At 46.5% G+C, this 15,391-nt stretch carries 23 protein-coding genes, 1 tRNA gene and 1 pseudogene; 1 reads left to right on the top strand and 24 read right to left on the bottom strand.

All coding sequences use genetic code 11. The features are described 5' to 3' along the window. Positions 1–67: 67 nt before the first annotated feature. From AAA927_RS01380 to AAA927_RS01335, 10 genes and pseudogenes are all read right to left on the bottom strand, one after another. Entirely contained in the window at positions 68–1,246 is a 1,179-nt protein-coding gene (locus tag AAA927_RS01380) for a phage major capsid protein (protein WP_338214983.1), read from the bottom strand. After that, on the bottom strand, positions 1,246–1,932 hold the full coding sequence (locus AAA927_RS01375; protein ID WP_338214982.1) for a head maturation protease, ClpP-related: 687 nt from the start codon (positions 1,930–1,932) through the stop codon (positions 1,246–1,248). The genes AAA927_RS01380 and AAA927_RS01375 overlap by 1 nt, the downstream gene beginning before the upstream one ends. Beyond that, on the bottom strand, positions 1,929–3,080 hold the full coding sequence (locus AAA927_RS01370) for a phage portal protein (protein ID WP_338214981.1): 1,152 nt from the start codon (positions 3,078–3,080) through the stop codon (positions 1,929–1,931). The genes AAA927_RS01375 and AAA927_RS01370 overlap by 4 nt, the downstream gene beginning before the upstream one ends. 6 nt (positions 3,081–3,086) lie before the next feature. Beyond that, positions 3,087–3,260: a hypothetical protein gene (locus AAA927_RS01365; RefSeq protein ID WP_338214979.1), complete on the bottom strand. Its 174-nt coding sequence runs from the start codon at positions 3,258–3,260 to the stop codon at positions 3,087–3,089. Beyond that, positions 3,260–5,149, bottom strand: coding sequence for a terminase TerL endonuclease subunit (locus AAA927_RS01360; protein ID WP_338214976.1), 1,890 nt, complete (start codon positions 5,147–5,149; stop codon positions 3,260–3,262). Before AAA927_RS01360 ends, AAA927_RS01365 begins: the two co-directional genes overlap by 1 nt. Next, positions 5,136–5,603 (bottom strand): phage terminase small subunit P27 family, encoded by a 468-nt coding sequence (locus AAA927_RS01355; protein WP_338214974.1) that lies wholly within the window; start codon positions 5,601–5,603, stop codon positions 5,136–5,138. The genes AAA927_RS01360 and AAA927_RS01355 overlap by 14 nt, the downstream gene beginning before the upstream one ends. A 135-nt stretch (positions 5,604–5,738) precedes the next feature. Then, a complete protein-coding gene (locus tag AAA927_RS01350; RefSeq protein WP_338214972.1) occupies positions 5,739–6,233 on the bottom strand; it encodes an HNH endonuclease in 495 nt (164 codons plus the stop codon). Positions 6,234–6,405: 172 nt separating this feature from the next. After that, positions 6,406–6,642 (bottom strand): annotated as a pseudogene (locus tag AAA927_RS01345) (thioredoxin domain-containing protein); the annotation flags it as partial. Next, positions 6,642–6,818, bottom strand: a complete 177-nt coding sequence (locus AAA927_RS01340) for a hypothetical protein (protein WP_338214971.1) — start codon at positions 6,816–6,818, stop codon at positions 6,642–6,644. The gene AAA927_RS01340 and the pseudogene AAA927_RS01345, both read right to left, overlap by 1 nt. A gap of 223 nt (positions 6,819–7,041) precedes the next feature. Next, positions 7,042–8,259, bottom strand: coding sequence for a hypothetical protein (locus tag AAA927_RS01335; protein ID WP_338214969.1), 1,218 nt, complete (start codon positions 8,257–8,259; stop codon positions 7,042–7,044). A gap of 82 nt (positions 8,260–8,341) precedes the next feature. Here AAA927_RS01335 and AAA927_RS01330 point away from each other — a divergent pair, with 82 nt between their 5' ends. Beyond that, entirely contained in the window at positions 8,342–8,551 is a 210-nt protein-coding gene (locus tag AAA927_RS01330; protein ID WP_203624779.1) for a CsbD family protein, read from the top strand. A gap of 111 nt (positions 8,552–8,662) precedes the next feature. Here AAA927_RS01330 and AAA927_RS01325 read toward each other — a convergent pair whose 3' ends face one another. From AAA927_RS01325 to AAA927_RS01260, 14 genes are all read right to left on the bottom strand, one after another. Beyond that, the gene (locus AAA927_RS01325; RefSeq protein WP_338214964.1) at positions 8,663–9,193 is read right to left on the bottom strand and encodes a hypothetical protein; all 531 of its coding nucleotides are present in this window, start codon (positions 9,191–9,193) and stop codon (positions 8,663–8,665) included. Between the two features lie 333 nt (positions 9,194–9,526). Then, positions 9,527–9,599, bottom strand: a tRNA-Arg gene (locus AAA927_RS01320). A 380-nt stretch (positions 9,600–9,979) separates the two neighbouring features. Then, positions 9,980–10,435 carry an ArpU family phage packaging/lysis transcriptional regulator gene (locus AAA927_RS01315; RefSeq protein WP_338214962.1) on the bottom strand — a complete coding sequence of 152 codons (456 nt, stop codon included), beginning with the start codon at positions 10,433–10,435 and terminating at the stop codon, positions 9,980–9,982. A gap of 171 nt (positions 10,436–10,606) precedes the next feature. Next, on the bottom strand, positions 10,607–10,933 hold the full coding sequence (locus AAA927_RS01310; RefSeq protein ID WP_338214960.1) for a hypothetical protein: 327 nt from the start codon (positions 10,931–10,933) through the stop codon (positions 10,607–10,609). Next, positions 10,930–11,145, bottom strand: coding sequence for a hypothetical protein (locus AAA927_RS01305; RefSeq protein ID WP_338214958.1), 216 nt, complete (start codon positions 11,143–11,145; stop codon positions 10,930–10,932). Before AAA927_RS01305 ends, AAA927_RS01310 begins: the two co-directional genes overlap by 4 nt. Continuing rightward, complete coding sequence (locus AAA927_RS01300; protein WP_338214956.1) at positions 11,138–11,629, bottom strand: hypothetical protein; 492 nt, start codon at positions 11,627–11,629, stop codon at positions 11,138–11,140. The genes AAA927_RS01305 and AAA927_RS01300 overlap by 8 nt, the downstream gene beginning before the upstream one ends. Continuing rightward, the gene (locus AAA927_RS01295; protein WP_338214954.1) at positions 11,626–11,994 is read right to left on the bottom strand and encodes a hypothetical protein; all 369 of its coding nucleotides are present in this window, start codon (positions 11,992–11,994) and stop codon (positions 11,626–11,628) included. Before AAA927_RS01295 ends, AAA927_RS01300 begins: the two co-directional genes overlap by 4 nt. Further along, positions 11,981–12,199 carry a hypothetical protein gene (locus AAA927_RS01290; RefSeq protein ID WP_338214952.1) on the bottom strand — a complete coding sequence of 73 codons (219 nt, stop codon included), beginning with the start codon at positions 12,197–12,199 and terminating at the stop codon, positions 11,981–11,983. Before AAA927_RS01290 ends, AAA927_RS01295 begins: the two co-directional genes overlap by 14 nt. Further along, on the bottom strand, positions 12,189–12,446 hold the full coding sequence (locus AAA927_RS01285; protein ID WP_338214950.1) for a hypothetical protein: 258 nt from the start codon (positions 12,444–12,446) through the stop codon (positions 12,189–12,191). Before AAA927_RS01285 ends, AAA927_RS01290 begins: the two co-directional genes overlap by 11 nt. Next, entirely contained in the window at positions 12,439–13,257 is an 819-nt protein-coding gene (locus tag AAA927_RS01280; RefSeq protein WP_338214948.1) for a YopX family protein, read from the bottom strand. The genes AAA927_RS01285 and AAA927_RS01280 overlap by 8 nt, the downstream gene beginning before the upstream one ends. Beyond that, positions 13,254–13,553: a hypothetical protein gene (locus AAA927_RS01275; RefSeq protein ID WP_338214946.1), complete on the bottom strand. Its 300-nt coding sequence runs from the start codon at positions 13,551–13,553 to the stop codon at positions 13,254–13,256. Before AAA927_RS01275 ends, AAA927_RS01280 begins: the two co-directional genes overlap by 4 nt. Positions 13,554–13,662: 109 nt before the next feature. Next, entirely contained in the window at positions 13,663–13,914 is a 252-nt protein-coding gene (locus AAA927_RS01270; RefSeq protein ID WP_338214945.1) for an XRE family transcriptional regulator, read from the bottom strand. 163 nt (positions 13,915–14,077) lie between these two features. Beyond that, a complete protein-coding gene (locus AAA927_RS01265) occupies positions 14,078–14,497 on the bottom strand; it encodes a RusA family crossover junction endodeoxyribonuclease (RefSeq protein ID WP_338214943.1) in 420 nt (139 codons plus the stop codon). Continuing rightward, the gene (locus tag AAA927_RS01260; protein ID WP_338214941.1) at positions 14,481–15,377 is read right to left on the bottom strand and encodes a conserved phage C-terminal domain-containing protein; all 897 of its coding nucleotides are present in this window, start codon (positions 15,375–15,377) and stop codon (positions 14,481–14,483) included. Before AAA927_RS01260 ends, AAA927_RS01265 begins: the two co-directional genes overlap by 17 nt. Positions 15,378–15,391: the final 14 nt, after the last annotated feature.

Genomic DNA, 15,391 nt, shown 5'->3' with positions numbered 1-15,391 from the left:
AGCCCTCCCTTAATAGCCGCCCGTCATATCGACGAATTGTTTATTTCTTAGGCGACTAACGATCGTATTACTCACCAGTACCAGAACCAGATGCAGAATCGGTGTTGGTTACAAAGTAACCGGCACTGGCATCGGCTTTTTGTACGCCGAAGCGGAATGCAGCACCGAGATAACGCCCATAAATCTTGCTTTCTTCCCATGCCAGAGTGACCTGCTGACGATCTGCAAACAGGACACCGCGCTTTAAGTCACCGACAAATGCCTTCTGATCCCCTGCGGCCGAGCCAAGTAGCGTGTCGCCAACAACATATACTGGGACGCCCAAGACAGAGCCCTTTGCGGTGCCGTCGGTGATAGAGTCAGACGCATTATGAAGCAAGTAACGCCCGTTCTTGTCCTTTAAAGTATCCAGCGTATTGAACAGGGATTGAGTAACAACCAGTGCACGACTGTATGCCGGGTCCAAGTCAACGTTCAGAATATGCTTAAGATCGTCTACCAAAGTGTCTGTAGTGGTAGCCTTGGCCGTGAACGACTGCAATACAGGCGCAATCATCGCGTTGCAAGTATTGACAGACTTCTCGTTAATGGACTGGCCGACAAGTGCGGTAAGATCAACTTTAGAATCAGCAATAGCTTCTTCAGACAGAGGAATTGCGCCACGGTACGTGCCAACAGACCAGTCCACCTGTTCAAATTCAGGCTCAGCAAGTGTGGGATTTTCGGCCAATTCTGCCACGCTAGAAAAGCGATCGGTTGCCCGTTTCAAAATCGGGTATGTGCCCTTAGGAGTAGTAACCGGCGTCTTGGTAACCAAGGTGGACAAATCCACAACTGAATTTACTTCTGCGGTAGGGTCATAGATGATTTCTTCCGGAATCAGCACGCCTGCTTCTGTCGAAGTGACGTGACCGGCTGCAGCATCAACCACCTTGCCATGACTATGAATGAAGTCGTTGATAGCCTTCTTCTTCGCATCGATTGGCTTCTTTGACAGGTCGGCCCCCTCCTGTTGTGCATTATCCACTGGCTTGTCAGGATCAGAATTGGCCTTATTTTCAGCTTCAAGTGCTTTAATCTGGTCGTTGATAGCGTCCCGCCGTGCCTTTGCAGCGGTAAGGTCGTCCTTGATCTTTTGAAAATCATCGACGGAGGCATTCTCATCTTGCAGTTTTACGTTCAATTGAGCGTTCAAATCAGCGCACTTGGCACTGACATCGTTAAAAAGTGTTTGTAACTTGTCCATTATTGGACCTCCTTTTTGTCATAAAAAATAGCCAGCTTCTTGTTTAGCAGATCGTTCTGCTTAGGAAGTTGACTACGTAACTTGTCGTTTTCATCTTTCAGATTCTTAATTCGTTGAACTGCTTGATGTGGAATAATCGGACCCACCGCATTTACAATTGGCGTATCGAAGTCTAGCTTTTCATCTGCCAATCCCAATTCGACAGCTTGATCAGCGTCCAGCCATGTTTCTTTATCCATCAACGCTAAAAAGTCGTCGGCAGGTTTCCCGGTTTTTGCAGAGTACAGGCTTGCGATTGCACTGTCTGTAGTTTGCAGCATGCCAGATGCCTTGTTCATGTCGTTGACATTTCCGCTAGCATCACTTGATGCTCGGTGAATCATCATTTTGGCACCGGGAGCCATCTGCACTTTGTTAGCACCCATGGAAACGATTGTTGCAGCAGAATAAGCATTTGACATCACCTTTGCCGTCACATTGCCCTGATAGCTGCGCAAAGCATTGCAAATTTCTGTTGCTGGATCGACCTCACCACCATCGGAGGCAATCTCAAGTGTGACATCAGAACCATCGTCAGGCAGTACATCAGTAACATCTGACGGTGATACTACCGTCATGCCGAACCAATCACGATAGATCGGTGCGAAGTCGTCGCTTGTAATGTAGCCCTTAACAGGAATAATCACTTATCATCACCTCCCTTCGTTGGGCTGGTAAGCGGTTCAAAATCCGGTAAGTTATCTGGCAAAAATCCAGATCGTGTGAGCATGAATTGCGCTTGTTCTGCGCCTAACACACCAGCCTTAGCAAGATTTGATACCTGATTGATAAGCGTCGAGTCGTCAACGTCTAGCATGTCTTTGATATCCAATTCAAGGTCAGGTGCATTCATCTTCAAACGCAGCTCATCCACGATTGGATTTACATACGAGTTTAAGTTCGCCAGATATGTTGCCTTGATTTGGTCAATGTTTGAATGCTGGCTTTCAGTTGAGGTGCCACCGCCCAAAATATCGCTAGGCACACCAAAGGCCTTTGAGATTTGATCAGCAGAGTATGCTGAATTGTCAGCCAAGGCCTTAAATACATCAGTCTTCATTTCAAGCTGGGTGTAATCGAACCCATCGGGTAAAACCATCAGGCGACCAGAGTTATCACCAGTATTGGCTTTCTCAAACTCTTCACGGGCGGCTTCTAGGTCTTTACCATCGCTTAAATAGTTACTGATATTGAGCTTTCCAGCAGGATTAATCTGATTTTCCATAGCGCTCATGTTGCTTTTTGAGGCTTTATCGTCCAAATTAAGGGCGTTTTGCAGGCTTTCTAAAGGCGAGCGGCCAATCAAGTACCGATATTGTGGGTCTGGCATTAGCCTAAAATGAAGCATTTGGTCCTGTCTAAGCACCATTTGAGAACGATCATTGCTCTCTAAAACCGTATATACGATGCCGGTATTGCCTGGCAAGTAGTTAATCTGGACGTCAGAGTTGGGAATATGCTCTAGATTTTGGCCAACTAATGGAATGTAGTCATTGCCTGACAAACACAGCTGCATCAACGCACCTTGCCAAAAAGAAAACCGGCCTATCAAGCCGCTAGGGCTCTCAAGTCGGTTCAGTGTTGCAGTATTTTCGGTCTTGAAGTGCGCCGAGGCAACGTCACTAGCAATACGGTTGATCACACTATAAACATTAGTGTTCTGCAAAGCAGACAGCGCCGAAACATAAGAAAGCTGCATGCCGCCAACCGTGGTCGTGAAAAACGCAGGATTACTTGGATAAACCATGTTTTTGGCCTTGCGTTTGTTGAAATTTCTAGGGGTTAGAAGTCCCATTTAACTTCACCCCCTTTCTTTATCTAGAATGTAAGCAACTAAACACAGCTCAAAGCCTGCGACTAGATAACCAATAACAACGTTAAAGGTGAATGCTGCTACTGCAATCAGTGCCAAGCCGGTGATGAAGAGCATCACCGTGCCCCAACTGCTGAACAAATTGCTAATAATCTTTGCCATTATTTACCACCTCCAAACATTGCCTTGAAGAAGGCACGTTTTCCTTGTGCGTCTAGGTCATTCAGCGGGTTATATCCCTCATCGTGGTAGTTTTCAAAATAGAACTTTGCTTGCGCGTGGGCATTAATAAGCGCATCAGTCGTATCGATGTGATCGTTGGTGCGGTTTTGACGGTCAATCTTAACTGAACCGCCGCGGTCTTCTACCAGTACAGCATTGTTTAGCCCATCAATCAGCAGCGGATCGTTCAGCATCGAAATGTTGCCGTTAATAAACAAATTCTGAAAGTCCTTAGTAGGTTCATTCAGCTTGAACGAGGTAGGAGGCAAAGGAAACCATTGCCACTGCGGTTGATAATTCTCCAGTTTCTTTTCGAGCCATTCACCGTGGTTTGGATCTGCAATGATGAATTTAACCTTAAGCCGATGCTGATTAACATAATCAACCAACCACTGATAAACCTGATTGGTGTTGATTACACCTGATGCAAGATTGGTAATATCCACAAAACCTTCTTTTTGAAGCTTCAAATAGTCCAATCCGTCTTGCTTCGACTTGGCTTCAATGGTTTTTGCCTGTGCGAATGGAATGAAGCTGTGTTGCTGAACATGAAACATGTGTTTGTCATGATCAGTGTACGGATAAATGAAACCAAAAGACGTATTGTCATTGGTCTGCGATCCGTCAAAACCGATAAAAACATCACGTCCATTCACATCGAAATGGTCGATAATGCTGCTCTGAATGTTATCTAGAGACAGATAGCTGTTCTGGAAGCGACGGCTCCACAGGTTTAATGACTTATTAACAAATGTTTCCAACGTTCCCTCGCGCTCATTGTCATTGCGATCCTGATTAAGAGCTTCTTGTAGGTTGTCTCGCTTGTCCTTTGGTAGCTCAAGCAGATTGGGATTAGATTTAGCCCATGTTTCCGGCGCAAATACCTCGTCCTCCGTATCCTGGGCATAAATCACTTGAAACACGTTGTCAGCGTCTCTAACAGCGTCATGTTCAATGGCAGACCGGGTAACATCTTCGTCGTTCTTAAACTTAACCTTGATATCTGGATAAGCCGTTGAAATTTTGACAAACATTCTGTTCTTAATACCGTTTTGGCCGGATGTAATCTGTTTTAAGGTCTCATTCAGTGCCGGTCTCAAGTTACCAATTTCATCATAAACAGCGATTGCATTGTGGAAACTATCAAAGCCACCGCCTTGTGAGGTACCCTTACGAATCGTATTCTTAGTGTTCTTTGCGATAACCTGCGTGGTTTGAGCTTCCACGCCTCGTTCTCTAGCATCATCTGCAAAGTCCGGCAGAGATAAAATTGTCTTCGCCTGCAAAGATACGTCATTGAACAGCTTGGTTGCATGTTCACTATCGTAACTGGCCACTAGCAAGTCCTGCGATGTCGCATTCCAGCAGACTACAAAGTAATAAAAGTTGATTAGGATTGATGCTAGCCATGTTTTACCTTGCTGCCGAGCAATAGAAATATTGGAGGTTGTGAATCGAGTGCCATTGTCAATAGTTCGCCATCCAATCAAGCTATCAAGAATAAACGATTGCCATCTGAATGGCTGAATTGTTTTTGACGTGTCGTCTGGATTGGGCAGCAGTCGTGAGAAGTATTCAATTGCATTCACCATGTCTGGACTGTATTGATAGAGAAAATCATGATCACCAATCCGCAATAAATCATTCAAGTGTCGAATACATGCCAGCTGAACATCTCTGCCAGTCATGTATTTATTGCTGAACATAACGTCATAAGCGTATCTTGTTCCTGGATCGTGATAGTTATCCAGCAGCCCTTGGTAGTCAGATTGGTGCGGCTTTACGTATCCGCGAATATCAGTTACACCAGTAAAATCAAACGTCTGCACCAAAACCAACCTCCTTCAATGGGCTGTCTTTCTTAGGCTTTTCCGGTTCTTCGACAGTTATCTGACGTAATCCAGAGTCAAACGTAAGTCCTAAATCATGCCCTAACGACTTCATATTCTTCACACAAGAGTCCATTTGAACCGCGCCGGGGGAACGCTTTACTGCAACGTTATCGTTGTCATAAATCCACAGCCCCTGTTGTTCAATCAACTGCTCAGACTTAATATAAAGTGAGTAATAACGGCAATATAGTTCAAGGCTTGGCTGGTCAATCTTTTTCAGATAACCAAGTTTCTTGACTTCGGGAATAAGTGACTTCCATAATCGGCTTGCTTCGTCGTCAAGGTGAACAGGAGGCGTGTTCTGGATGTCCTTCATATCGTCGCCACTGTTGGACTGATCATCAGAGGAACCGGCATGTAAAATTGTTAAATTTGGATGATTTTCTGGCAAAAAACGCGCCTCCTTTCTGTGCTGAAATGCCATCGTTTAGGGATTTAAGTCTCAAAAGTCGAAATTTTCAAAAAATGGCCTCGTGCTCTCTGGATACTGGTGTGTGAGGTTCCCCTTGAACAACATAGGGCCCCCCTATTTTTTGTGAGCGAGTACCCATTCAGAGATTTCGCTGCGTGTCCATTTGGTTGAAACGTCAAGATTTTCAATTCTGGACTGTGACGTGTATATCTTTTCCTCAAGCTGTGTCTTCCAATAGTGGCATCCCTTGCACAACACCCACAGGTTGTCATGGTCTAAGCATTTGCTTCTGTCGATTCTCAAAGGCACGATGTGATCGGTGACCAGATAGCCAGGCTTGTCATATGTCTTGCCACAACATGAACAAGTGAAGTAGGCGTGAGCTTTAGCATCACGTGCAGTGTGTTCCCATATCTTGGACTTGTAGAATGCAGCAGACTCTTTGTCACGCTTGTATCTGTCGTAGTATGATGTGTCACGTTTAACGTGCTTTGCAGCATCAGCATAGCTAGGTTTATACAAGCTTGTATGTTCAGAACAATATGGGTTTGCTTGAGCATAAGGGATTACATTATTGCATCCAGGCTTGCGGCATACCTTTACACGCATGGCCTAGTCCTCATGTAATACCAGGATGATTGCCAGCCCAGTCCAGAATACTAGCCAGATTAACAAAGCAAGCAGCGGCATGAATACTAGCAACCAACTCCATGCAATCAACCCGAATAGCTTGGCCAGCACGAATATTAGCGTGAGCAGTAATAATAAGTTATACATGATACTAGTTAGCCTCCGTGTATTGTTTGATCTTCTCAACTTGTAAGTCGCACCATTCGTCCTGTGTGCCGTCTGCTTTGTAGATGGTGACTACTGGCATTGATCGATAGCCTAGCATACGGAACCGCTCGTAGTCGTCTGCGTCTGCTGTGATGGTTTGCACTGGCATGACGCTTGACAGTTTGATTACTGTTTGCCGGCACTTTTGGCAGTGCGGCTTCGTGTAGATAATTGCTTGCATTAGCTGTTTGCCTCCAACCACTTACTCAAATCAAGGTGCTGGGCAAATGGTTTATTTGGGGTTTCCTTAGTAGATTGCTTCTTGTCTGCACGATCAATAGCGGTAATCATGTCATATTCAAGCTTCGTCATACTACCAGCATCTGTATTTTTGATTTGAGCTGATGCTCGTCTCATAGTCCTCACTCCTTTAGAACGCAAAAATAGGGGAACACGGTTAGACGATTTGTCCTTCCGCGTTCCCCTAGTTCATTAGGTGGATCACTTTTTAATTTGGTTACTTACTGTGGTGGAGTAGAATACCGGTTTTCCTTCTTGGAACCGCACGATTGCTTCTCCATATGGCGGTGCACTCACCGCTTTAATTAGCTGGCCGTCTTTTACAATGTAAAGGCCATTTTTAATTGAGTTCATATGTGCATCTCAACCTTTCATCGTCATAGACGAACGCATACAGCAAATGCTTGCCCGTGGTGAAGCCATTCTTGATCTCATAGGGATCATTCGGCTTTGCTGTCCCAAGCTGACGCCACATAATGCCACGATCATCTTTAAACCGCTCGCTATGATAGTGGCCTGAGTGAAGCTCGTATGTTTCTGCCATATTGAATATCCTTTTGTACTCAAACGGAAAAAGCCCTGTCAGCTTGTCCTTGGCCACATCTCCGTGTGCGAGCATAATGCCAACATGCCCTAGCAAGTATGCACAGCGCCAGTCAGTTGCCGGATTACTGTCATTGAGATCAACGTGTACTTGTGGATAGCGATCTATCAGCGCATAAAGAAAAGCGTATTCGAGATCACCTGAATGGTTACCGAACACGCTCTTGATTGAGACGCGATTGCTATATTCAATTGCCAGCGGGACAATCTGATCAAACAGCTTCACTGCATCATGGAATGCTTGGCGCATGTTTGCATGATCTAATTGTGTTCCTATAACTGTTTGTGTTGCATGAATCTGATCGCTATGGAATAGGTCTCCCAATTGCTCAATCACAATCTCGTTATAGCCATCCATGATGATCTCTCTGAGTTGACTCACCATGTCTTTTAGATCGGTGAATGTTGTCCATCCAAAGTGCAGGTCAGGCAATGGGATGACTAAGTTACGATCGCCCGATTTCTTCATGCCGTAATTTACCGGAATTATTTTGGCGTTGAACGCTTCAGCCATTTCACTTATCGATAAGCCTTGTTTCGGCTTTACGCGAATATGAATGCTGTACTGCGGAACTGTGCCGTCTTCGGTACTATGCTGCTCATACACTTTGTAGTCGCCTAAGACCATCTCGAACTTATCAGGATCGTATCCACACAGCTCCATCAAAGTTCGCGGGTCTTTGTTTGGCTCATGCTTAAGCCTCATTAAGGCCGTAACTGTTTGGCTGCCATCAGCATTAAGAGCGACTTTTCTGTTAGCGGATGTAGCCTTTGTATTTGTACCGTCTGAGTCATATTCATTAGGCATGGGTGATTGAAACTCAATTCCAAGCCGCCTCGATTTCTTCTGGACTGCATCGTAGCTAATTCCTAGCTTGTCTGCTGTCTCGCGTCTGGTAAAGCCTTCGGAAGCGAGCTTGCGCATCGTTCCAATTTGTTTATCTGTCCATTGCATTTACTCGCCTCCAAATATAAGTTGCTTGCAATATAATTTCAAATATAGGACAATGATGGTACACCAAAAGGAGGTAATATCTATGAGCTTAGATGGTAAAGTTGATAGCACTAAGGACAAAATCTCCGGTAAAGCCAAAGAAGTTGAAGGTAAAGTTACTGGTGATAAGGCCCGTGAAGCACAAGGTAAGGCTGAAGGCGTACTTGGCAAAGTAAAAGAAAAATTAGACGATGCCAAAGATGCCGTTAAAGATACCGTTGATGATGTAAAAGAAAAGTTCAATAAAGATTAATCTCTTGGCCGGCATTTGCCGGCTATTTGTTTGCACAAAAATAGCACCTCACCGTTTGGCGGAGTGCTCGGGTAAACAAAAAGACGCCGAAGCGTCCTTGAGCAATAAAACTTATTGGTTATTTTGAACGGCCTGATCAGCTTTAGCGTGTGCCGCCTGAACATCACTCAATGCTTGGTTCATATCAGCACTGTTTTTGCTTTGCGCATCGGAAAGCTTTTGCTGTGCGTCTGCTAGCTGTTGTTGAAGATCGGAGACTTTCTTGTTGGCTGCATCAACCTCAGCTTGCTTAGCAGCAACTTTCTGGTTGCCTTCATCAATTTTCTGATTGATTTCGTTAATTTTTTCTTGAATCTCAGTCTGCTTGTCGGCATTAACCTGAGTGAGTTGGTCCTGTAGGGCCTTAATCTGATCTTGGTAACCACTAACGGAAGACTTGGCATTACCAAGGTCAGACGTCAACTGTGTAATCTGACTGTTCTTACTTTGGACACGACCGGCCAGTGTGTCAATGTCGGTGTTAATAGCTTCAACATCTACGTGTCCTGCCCAATAATCATCCGCAAAAGTTTTTACGCCAAATCCAGTTCCCAGTAGCGCAATCGCAACGGCGGAAATTACTAAGCTCTTTTTTAAATTCATGACGGTAGTTCCTCCTATGATTTGATTAGTAAACAGCAACGTGCAAAATATTAACACGCATGACTAGGTTATGCAATGCTTTTCAGTATGTGATTGAATTATGTAAACGGCATCAGACAGGCGAGTCTCCTCTGGGTACACATCCAGTTAGACGTCAGGACGCTGCCCCGATATGCCATGCGCATGAATGCGATCGTCACCCACGCGTCTAACGGTTCTTCTAGCACAGATAAAGACCGCATCGCATTGTACGAGCGCCCGCCAAGAGTTGGTCATCTCAAACTTTACCAGATGAACATAGGTTTTTACTGACTGCGTGAGCCAGCGCAGTGATGCAATCGGCTGGATTTGAACCAGCGACATACGTCGTTTAGGCGATGGCTCTACCATACTGAGCTACGATTGCTATACTGTCCGTCATCACGTCCTCAACGGTATGAGTGGCACGAAGGCCATATGCGTGATGCAGTATTTTTGAGTCGCTCGCTCGCCCAGTTTAGTATGGGGTCATCGCAAGCTCTTCCCCGTGCCGGAATCGGACCGGCAGCCGTGCGTGGCTTCCATATCGGGGTTACCTGTCCATGGCTTTATCATCACCACAGACCGCGTTGTTGCAGCAAAGAACATGAAGTTAGGGAGTGATGCCATGAATGCAGTTCATAAGGCAACACTCTCTGCTCCAAAGATCAATCCAAAAGAAGGAGTGCCTTAGGTTCTTACCTTTGGCACAATACAATAATAACATGCAATTTCAGGGTAGATGTCCAGTCTTTGTCTACTCTTTGTTTACCTTTTGTCCACTGTTTGTCTACTTTTATTAACCAGCAATCCATGACTACCGACAGGCCATATACTGGCAAAAGCGTACAAGGCTTCTTTGAGCGCGATATAGTATCCGGCTTTACTATATCCAGAATCCGCAATCAACAGTTCTACGGCAATGGGGCGCTTAATGTAATAGTCTCTCAGTATGTTTCGCCGAGCATCATCTTCGATGCACTCGATTGTCTTTTCGCAGACTTCTACGTACGTTTCATCATCCAAATGGTTGGTAATCTTTATCTCCATAACGTTGCCGATTGATGATGATCTTGGCATACCGTCAAGTGATGGCGACTGGATAGAAGCCTTAACCCGTGACCTTTGCTTTCGTCTACGATAGTCTTCTAGCACATTGTCAGCTTCAGCCACAGACGCTTCATAGTCCCATGGGCTCACAGCACTAGCTGTTGTCTTTCTCACTTGCGCACCACTCCTTTCCCAATTAGCCCGGAACCACACGCCCACCCAGGCTGTGAACAGCATGACGGCAATCAACGATCATGCCACCAGTTGTAAATTAACCAGATAGCAAACGCGGTGAGGCCGATAATTGTCGTGATGGCCTCCCACCAGAACTTGATCCCCATATAATCATGCAGACTCATGGATTGCCTCCAATCTCCGACCGCACCACTGGCAGCAAGTAATGCCAATGAGCATGCCAATATCTAATGTGTCAATAGGAGCGCCAGTGGCTTCATCGGTCATATAGTCATTTATATATTCTTGCTTCGTAACTTCTCTGCCCGATGGAGTGTGGCAGTACTGGCATCCCATGTCTCCGTCACTGGCCGCGGCGTAACGTTTCTGCATATCCTCGCGGTACTTGTATCCATAGGAGGCATATCCGGCCACCAGCGCCATACCCACGGCCTTCTCGACAGCCGTGTTGAAGACCTGTTGTTTTGTTTCAGTCAAAATAGTGTCATCTCCATTCTCATGTCTTGGCCCAGATGATGTTCCGCGTACTGCACCGTATCTGACCAGTAGTCCGGGCAAAGGCATGACAGCTCGTGGTTGTGCTCCTGTAGCCAGGCATCAGCCTGTGCAATGCTTTTGAACTCTTTGACGAAATACAACTGCTTGCGCTTTATTTTCGGATAGCACCAAAGCGAAAATGTTTTATCCATTTTCTACCTCCCACTCGCCGAGCAGCCAAGCTAGGGCGAAGGTGTCGGGGTGGTCGAATGCCCATAGCATTTCGTCTGTGTACCGCCACATCTTCCAGCCGTTGTTTCTATTCCGGCTTAGCTCTGCTCCATCGTGATAGATAGCAGCTAGGCTTGTCCCATTTTTATGCTCATATTTGATGAACTCACCTACCGCCTGCGGAATGACCGGAAGCAGCGAATAGGTCTTCTTGAATATGCCATCCGCAATCGGCCAGTGCTCACCGTTAACGCCGGTGGCAATCCACATGCCGCTGCTAATCAGCAACTCGCCCTCCAAGGTCACAAGCACGTAACCATCACCGTCTGGCTCGCCTTCGACTGCGTCATAGCCATAACCTGACTCAGAGTACAATTCCGCACCATACTTCTTTGCCATATCTTCGGACCCGTCAAACTGCTCTGCGGTCACAAGGCCGCGCTTGTAGTATTTGTGTGCTGTCATACTTCCTCCCACTCGCCGCTCAGCGCGCCAGCATTTCCATCCAGGTAGGCTTTGTACTGCACATCTGGAATTATTTCTGAGATGTCGGGGTATGAATCTCCGATGGGCTCATCTTGCATCGCATCGTCAGCCAACGCGGCAATAAACTCGCGGCCGGTCATGAGCTGGTAGCGGTCACCATCTATGTCGGTGTGAATGTCGTAGTCTTCCTCCACGTGGCAGTACGCCTGCTGCAACCTGCGCTCCCACGCCAGCAGATTTGTCCCGACAATGCGGTCAACATTCCGATTGATGTTGCCTGTCAGCCGCAGTCCCTCTGCCTCCATGTCGCTTAGAACCGTGCTCACGGTTTCAGTCTTCGTCATGCTCGGCCACCTCCGCATCTGCCGCTAAAGCTTGCGCCACCTGTGTCAGGCTATACTTGAAGTGCTCTAGCCTTGCAGGGTCAAAGCCTTGCATCGCATACCAGAAGCGCCAGCTAACTTTAGCCGCGTGCCAGTATTCCGGCGCAGTCGTTTTCTTGACGTACCGCATCCGCGCCCGGAATGCGGCTCTGTGTCTATCGTTCATGCTCGGCCACCTCCAGTAGCTTCTTGAACTCGTTGAACATTTCACGTCCATAATCGTTGTCGTAGTGCTCTCCGCACAACTTTCTGGCCTCTTTAAGCGTTCCGGCAACTCCAATAATCCAGTCACTGTCAAAACAGGTTTCGCAAATTTCTTCTATTTCACCTTCTTGGTTGGGGTTAGTTTCATCAACCAGCACCCAATAGTCCCCGTTAAGGTGTCCTTCCACCAGGTACCACCGCTTACTCATGCTTTCCCTCCAATAGCTGTTTGTCTTCAAAGATATTGCCGATGACCTCGCGACTTGTAATCTCGCTGAAAAGATCAATTGCTTCCTGCTTCTCCTCATTTTCAATTAGCCATGATCCGTCTTGCATAATTACTTTCCCAATCATCGGTGCAGGATCGCCAACATTATCGTCACCGGTGCGCACGATGTCGCCTTCGTAGATTCCTCGCCCGTTCTTGTCGTACAGGCCGGTAAATTGCATGAGTTCAAAATTGTGGTAAACATTGCCATAACCATCGGCTGTGTCGAAATGTCCGCTGTCGTCAACTTCAAGACGAACAACATTGTCCATCAACTTACTATCCTTATCCCACGCTCGAAACTTAATCTGTCTCATCTCGCACCTCCCCGATTTGTGGCTCATCCCACTTGCTGTACAGCTGTACACGCGGTTTAATAGCCTCCACCGCTTCGGCTTTTCGACCGTCCAGCCGTTGACGTAGGCGCGCATGAGGCGGTCTTGAATGTGGGTGCGGTTTAAGTCCCCGTAGTCGTCCCAATGCTCATCCACATAGTCAGAGATGAAACCGGCACCGAAGTTGTCGTCTTTCACAGCCTCTTTTAGCATCTCTGCTTCCTCTGCGCTCACCACGACCTTCGCCGGGGCCTCGATTAGCTCGACCACGTGGCCGCCATGTTCTTTTACAGCACTATCAGCTCTTTCTTGGTATGCGGTAACAGCGCATACGCAATCACCGACATTCCAAAAATCATCATCATCTTCGAAGTCCCACAAATTTCCCTTATCGTTCTTCACTGCATATAGACTCATTTCCGCGCCTCCAATTTCTTGGCTCGATATGCCTTTAACCGAGCAGCCGCTTTTGCTCTCGTTTCCTCTGACATAACTGTGTGTTTTCGAATTGAAATGTTACCGTTGATAGTTCCTTCAAGAACTTCAATCACTCCGTTTTTCTCAACAAATTGTGTACGGTTATGGACTAAATCTGCCCACTTGTGATTGTGCTTCGGAACATCGCTGTAATAATGCCATTCCTCAAGCTCGCGATCATAGGTTATGATTGTTTCTTGCTCGCTTCTTGGCGTTGCCTGTGTTTTATCTGTCATACTTGTTTCCTCCCAATTGCCCATGCTGCCCATCCGATGATGTAAATGGCAGCTACCGTGGCAATGTCCCAATATTTCCACACCGTGGCAACCAAACTCACAAACTCGCTCATGCTTGCACCTCACAGTCCTCTGGTCCAAATTTGCTGATGAGCTTGGCATATGTGATGCCCATAACTTCTGCACATTTTCTCAATGCCGGATCGCCAAGCGCATGAGGTTTCTCACTCAGGAACTTCGATAAGTTGTTTTTGCTACGCCCGATGGCGAATGCGAAGCGTTCCTGGTCAAGTTCCGGACGATCATCAATATAATTTCTAATGCGCTCCCTGGCGCAATCCACCTGATATTTTGTACTCATGCTCGTACCACCATCATCGGCTCTGACAAGCTCACATACACCTTTCCTTGATTACAACTGGCCATTCCATAAGTGACCTTGCGATTAAGCCATTGGTAACATAGTTCCTTATAGGCCCCGGAAAAATATGTTTTCCCCGTTTTAAATCCAATAACTGAATACTTCATAGTTCCTCTACCTCAATTTCTACCCGCGGTGTGTCGCTGTACCACTTGCTAACATGCATCTCAACGATTTGGTTGTCGTCTACCCACACAATCCCGGTCAGCGCATCAGACACCGCTTTGTAATAGTTGTCTGTATCCGGTTTAACAGTTGGCCTAATGATGCCGTCCTGTTTTTGCCGCTTAGTAAGCTTGCTACCAGCTTTTTGAATGCCCCTGTATACTTTCACGTTTATCATGATAGAACCCTTCATAGGTTCAATATGGAGCTCCTGACGTGCAATCTGCTTAATGTATTCTTTGTAGCCACGTGACTTGGGCGGATCATACGTACTTACATACTTTCCTCGCCGAGAAAACCTAGGCCGTCCTTGAGCAACCGGTTCACCGGGAATAGTTAATTTAACTGCTGGTTGCATTTCTACTCCTAAGCTGCTCTAATTCCTTGAGTTGCTCCGCCAGCTCCGCTTTAGCGTCTGCGCTGACCTCTTGCTTCGGCGTCTGGTAGCCTTCTTGCATCCATTCTGGCGTTGCCTCCTGCCTTTGTGGCCTGCCATAGCCCTTTGACTTTCCGGCAAACACTCGTGGCACAGCATTGACATATCCTTCGAACTTGCTGGCTCTAAATATCGTGCTTGGCTGGATGTAGCGTTCCATTTCAGTTCCCTTCCACCCTGCCACTACGTGATCAATGGCCGTTTTAATGTCGTCCTTGCTAAAGCCTTCGTTCAATCTTGATCGGATCAGTTTGCGGTTCGTTTCTGTATCCTTGAAATGCTTACCGCTTTTCTTGTTCAAGTAAGCGATGACGTTTGCATAATTGACAACCGGTTCGGCATCTGCCGGACGATGAAGAGTACTTTTCTTAGCATTCTTAGCATTCTTAGCATTCTTGATTGTTGTCACTGGGTTGTCAGTGGGTTGTCGTTGGATTGTCACTGGGTTGTCATTGCTCTGATACTGAGGGTAGTTAACTACAGTAATGACGCTGTATTTGTTGTTTGACTTGATTGTCAACATGCCTTCATTTTCAAATCGTTTTACCCAGCGCCAGACCTTTCGACATGCCACTTGATTGTCACGAGGTACTCCGTCGTTGAACTCAAACGCTAATGCGTGGGCTCCCGTGACCAGTTGTCCGCTTGACACGTCCACCTGCTGACCATTGAATAGGAAGCGATTGCCTTCATGCGATGCTTTCATCAAAATTAGCAGCCAAAGCTTTAACTGATTTGCGTCGGTCCATACGAAGGACTGGCGTATTTTTCGATAGACTTTGATCCAGCCTCCGTCGGTCATGCAATCACCTCAAT

The sequence above is a fragment of the Lacticaseibacillus salsurivasis genome, assembly GCF_036246225.1.
Classification (GTDB): Bacteria; Bacillota; Bacilli; order Lactobacillales; family Lactobacillaceae; genus Lacticaseibacillus; species Lacticaseibacillus salsurivasis.
The sequence above is the reverse complement of the archived record's forward strand: the minus strand, read 5'-3'. Positions and strand labels throughout refer to the sequence as shown.

Excerpts from the sequence above, each read along its gene's own strand:
- AAA927_RS01265 (WP_338214943.1), bottom strand. The coding sequence starts at position 14,497 with ATGCAACCAGCAGTTAAATTAACTATTCCCGGTGAACCGGTTGCTCAA.
- AAA927_RS01305 (WP_338214958.1), bottom strand. The coding sequence starts at position 11,145 with ATGGATAAAACATTTTCGCTTTGGTGCTATCCGAAAATAAAGCGCAAG.
- AAA927_RS01280 (WP_338214948.1), bottom strand. The coding sequence starts at position 13,257 with ATGAGTCTATATGCAGTGAAGAACGATAAGGGAAATTTGTGGGACTTC.
- AAA927_RS01340 (WP_338214971.1), bottom strand. The coding sequence starts at position 6,818 with ATGAGACGAGCATCAGCTCAAATCAAAAATACAGATGCTGGTAGTATG.
- AAA927_RS01290 (WP_338214952.1), bottom strand. The coding sequence starts at position 12,199 with ATGAACGATAGACACAGAGCCGCATTCCGGGCGCGGATGCGGTACGTC.
- AAA927_RS01300 (WP_338214956.1), bottom strand. The coding sequence starts at position 11,629 with ATGACAGCACACAAATACTACAAGCGCGGCCTTGTGACCGCAGAGCAG.
- AAA927_RS01285 (WP_338214950.1), bottom strand. The coding sequence starts at position 12,446 with ATGAGTAAGCGGTGGTACCTGGTGGAAGGACACCTTAACGGGGACTAT.
- AAA927_RS01365 (WP_338214979.1), bottom strand. The coding sequence starts at position 3,260 with ATGGCAAAGATTATTAGCAATTTGTTCAGCAGTTGGGGCACGGTGATG.
- AAA927_RS01335 (WP_338214969.1), bottom strand. The coding sequence starts at position 8,259 with ATGCAATGGACAGATAAACAAATTGGAACGATGCGCAAGCTCGCTTCC.
- AAA927_RS01260 (WP_338214941.1), bottom strand. The coding sequence starts at position 15,377 with ATGACCGACGGAGGCTGGATCAAAGTCTATCGAAAAATACGCCAGTCC.
- AAA927_RS01275 (WP_338214946.1), bottom strand. The coding sequence starts at position 13,553 with ATGACAGATAAAACACAGGCAACGCCAAGAAGCGAGCAAGAAACAATC.
- AAA927_RS01380 (WP_338214983.1), bottom strand. The coding sequence starts at position 1,246 with ATGGACAAGTTACAAACACTTTTTAACGATGTCAGTGCCAAGTGCGCT.
- AAA927_RS01350 (WP_338214972.1), bottom strand. The coding sequence starts at position 6,233 with ATGCGTGTAAAGGTATGCCGCAAGCCTGGATGCAATAATGTAATCCCT.
- AAA927_RS01270 (WP_338214945.1), bottom strand. The coding sequence starts at position 13,914 with ATGAGTACAAAATATCAGGTGGATTGCGCCAGGGAGCGCATTAGAAAT.
- AAA927_RS01295 (WP_338214954.1), bottom strand. The coding sequence starts at position 11,994 with ATGACGAAGACTGAAACCGTGAGCACGGTTCTAAGCGACATGGAGGCA.
- AAA927_RS01325 (WP_338214964.1), bottom strand. The coding sequence starts at position 9,193 with ATGAATTTAAAAAAGAGCTTAGTAATTTCCGCCGTTGCGATTGCGCTA.
- AAA927_RS01330 (WP_203624779.1), top strand. The coding sequence starts at position 8,342 with ATGAGCTTAGATGGTAAAGTTGATAGCACTAAGGACAAAATCTCCGGT.
- AAA927_RS01370 (WP_338214981.1), bottom strand. The coding sequence starts at position 3,080 with ATGGGACTTCTAACCCCTAGAAATTTCAACAAACGCAAGGCCAAAAAC.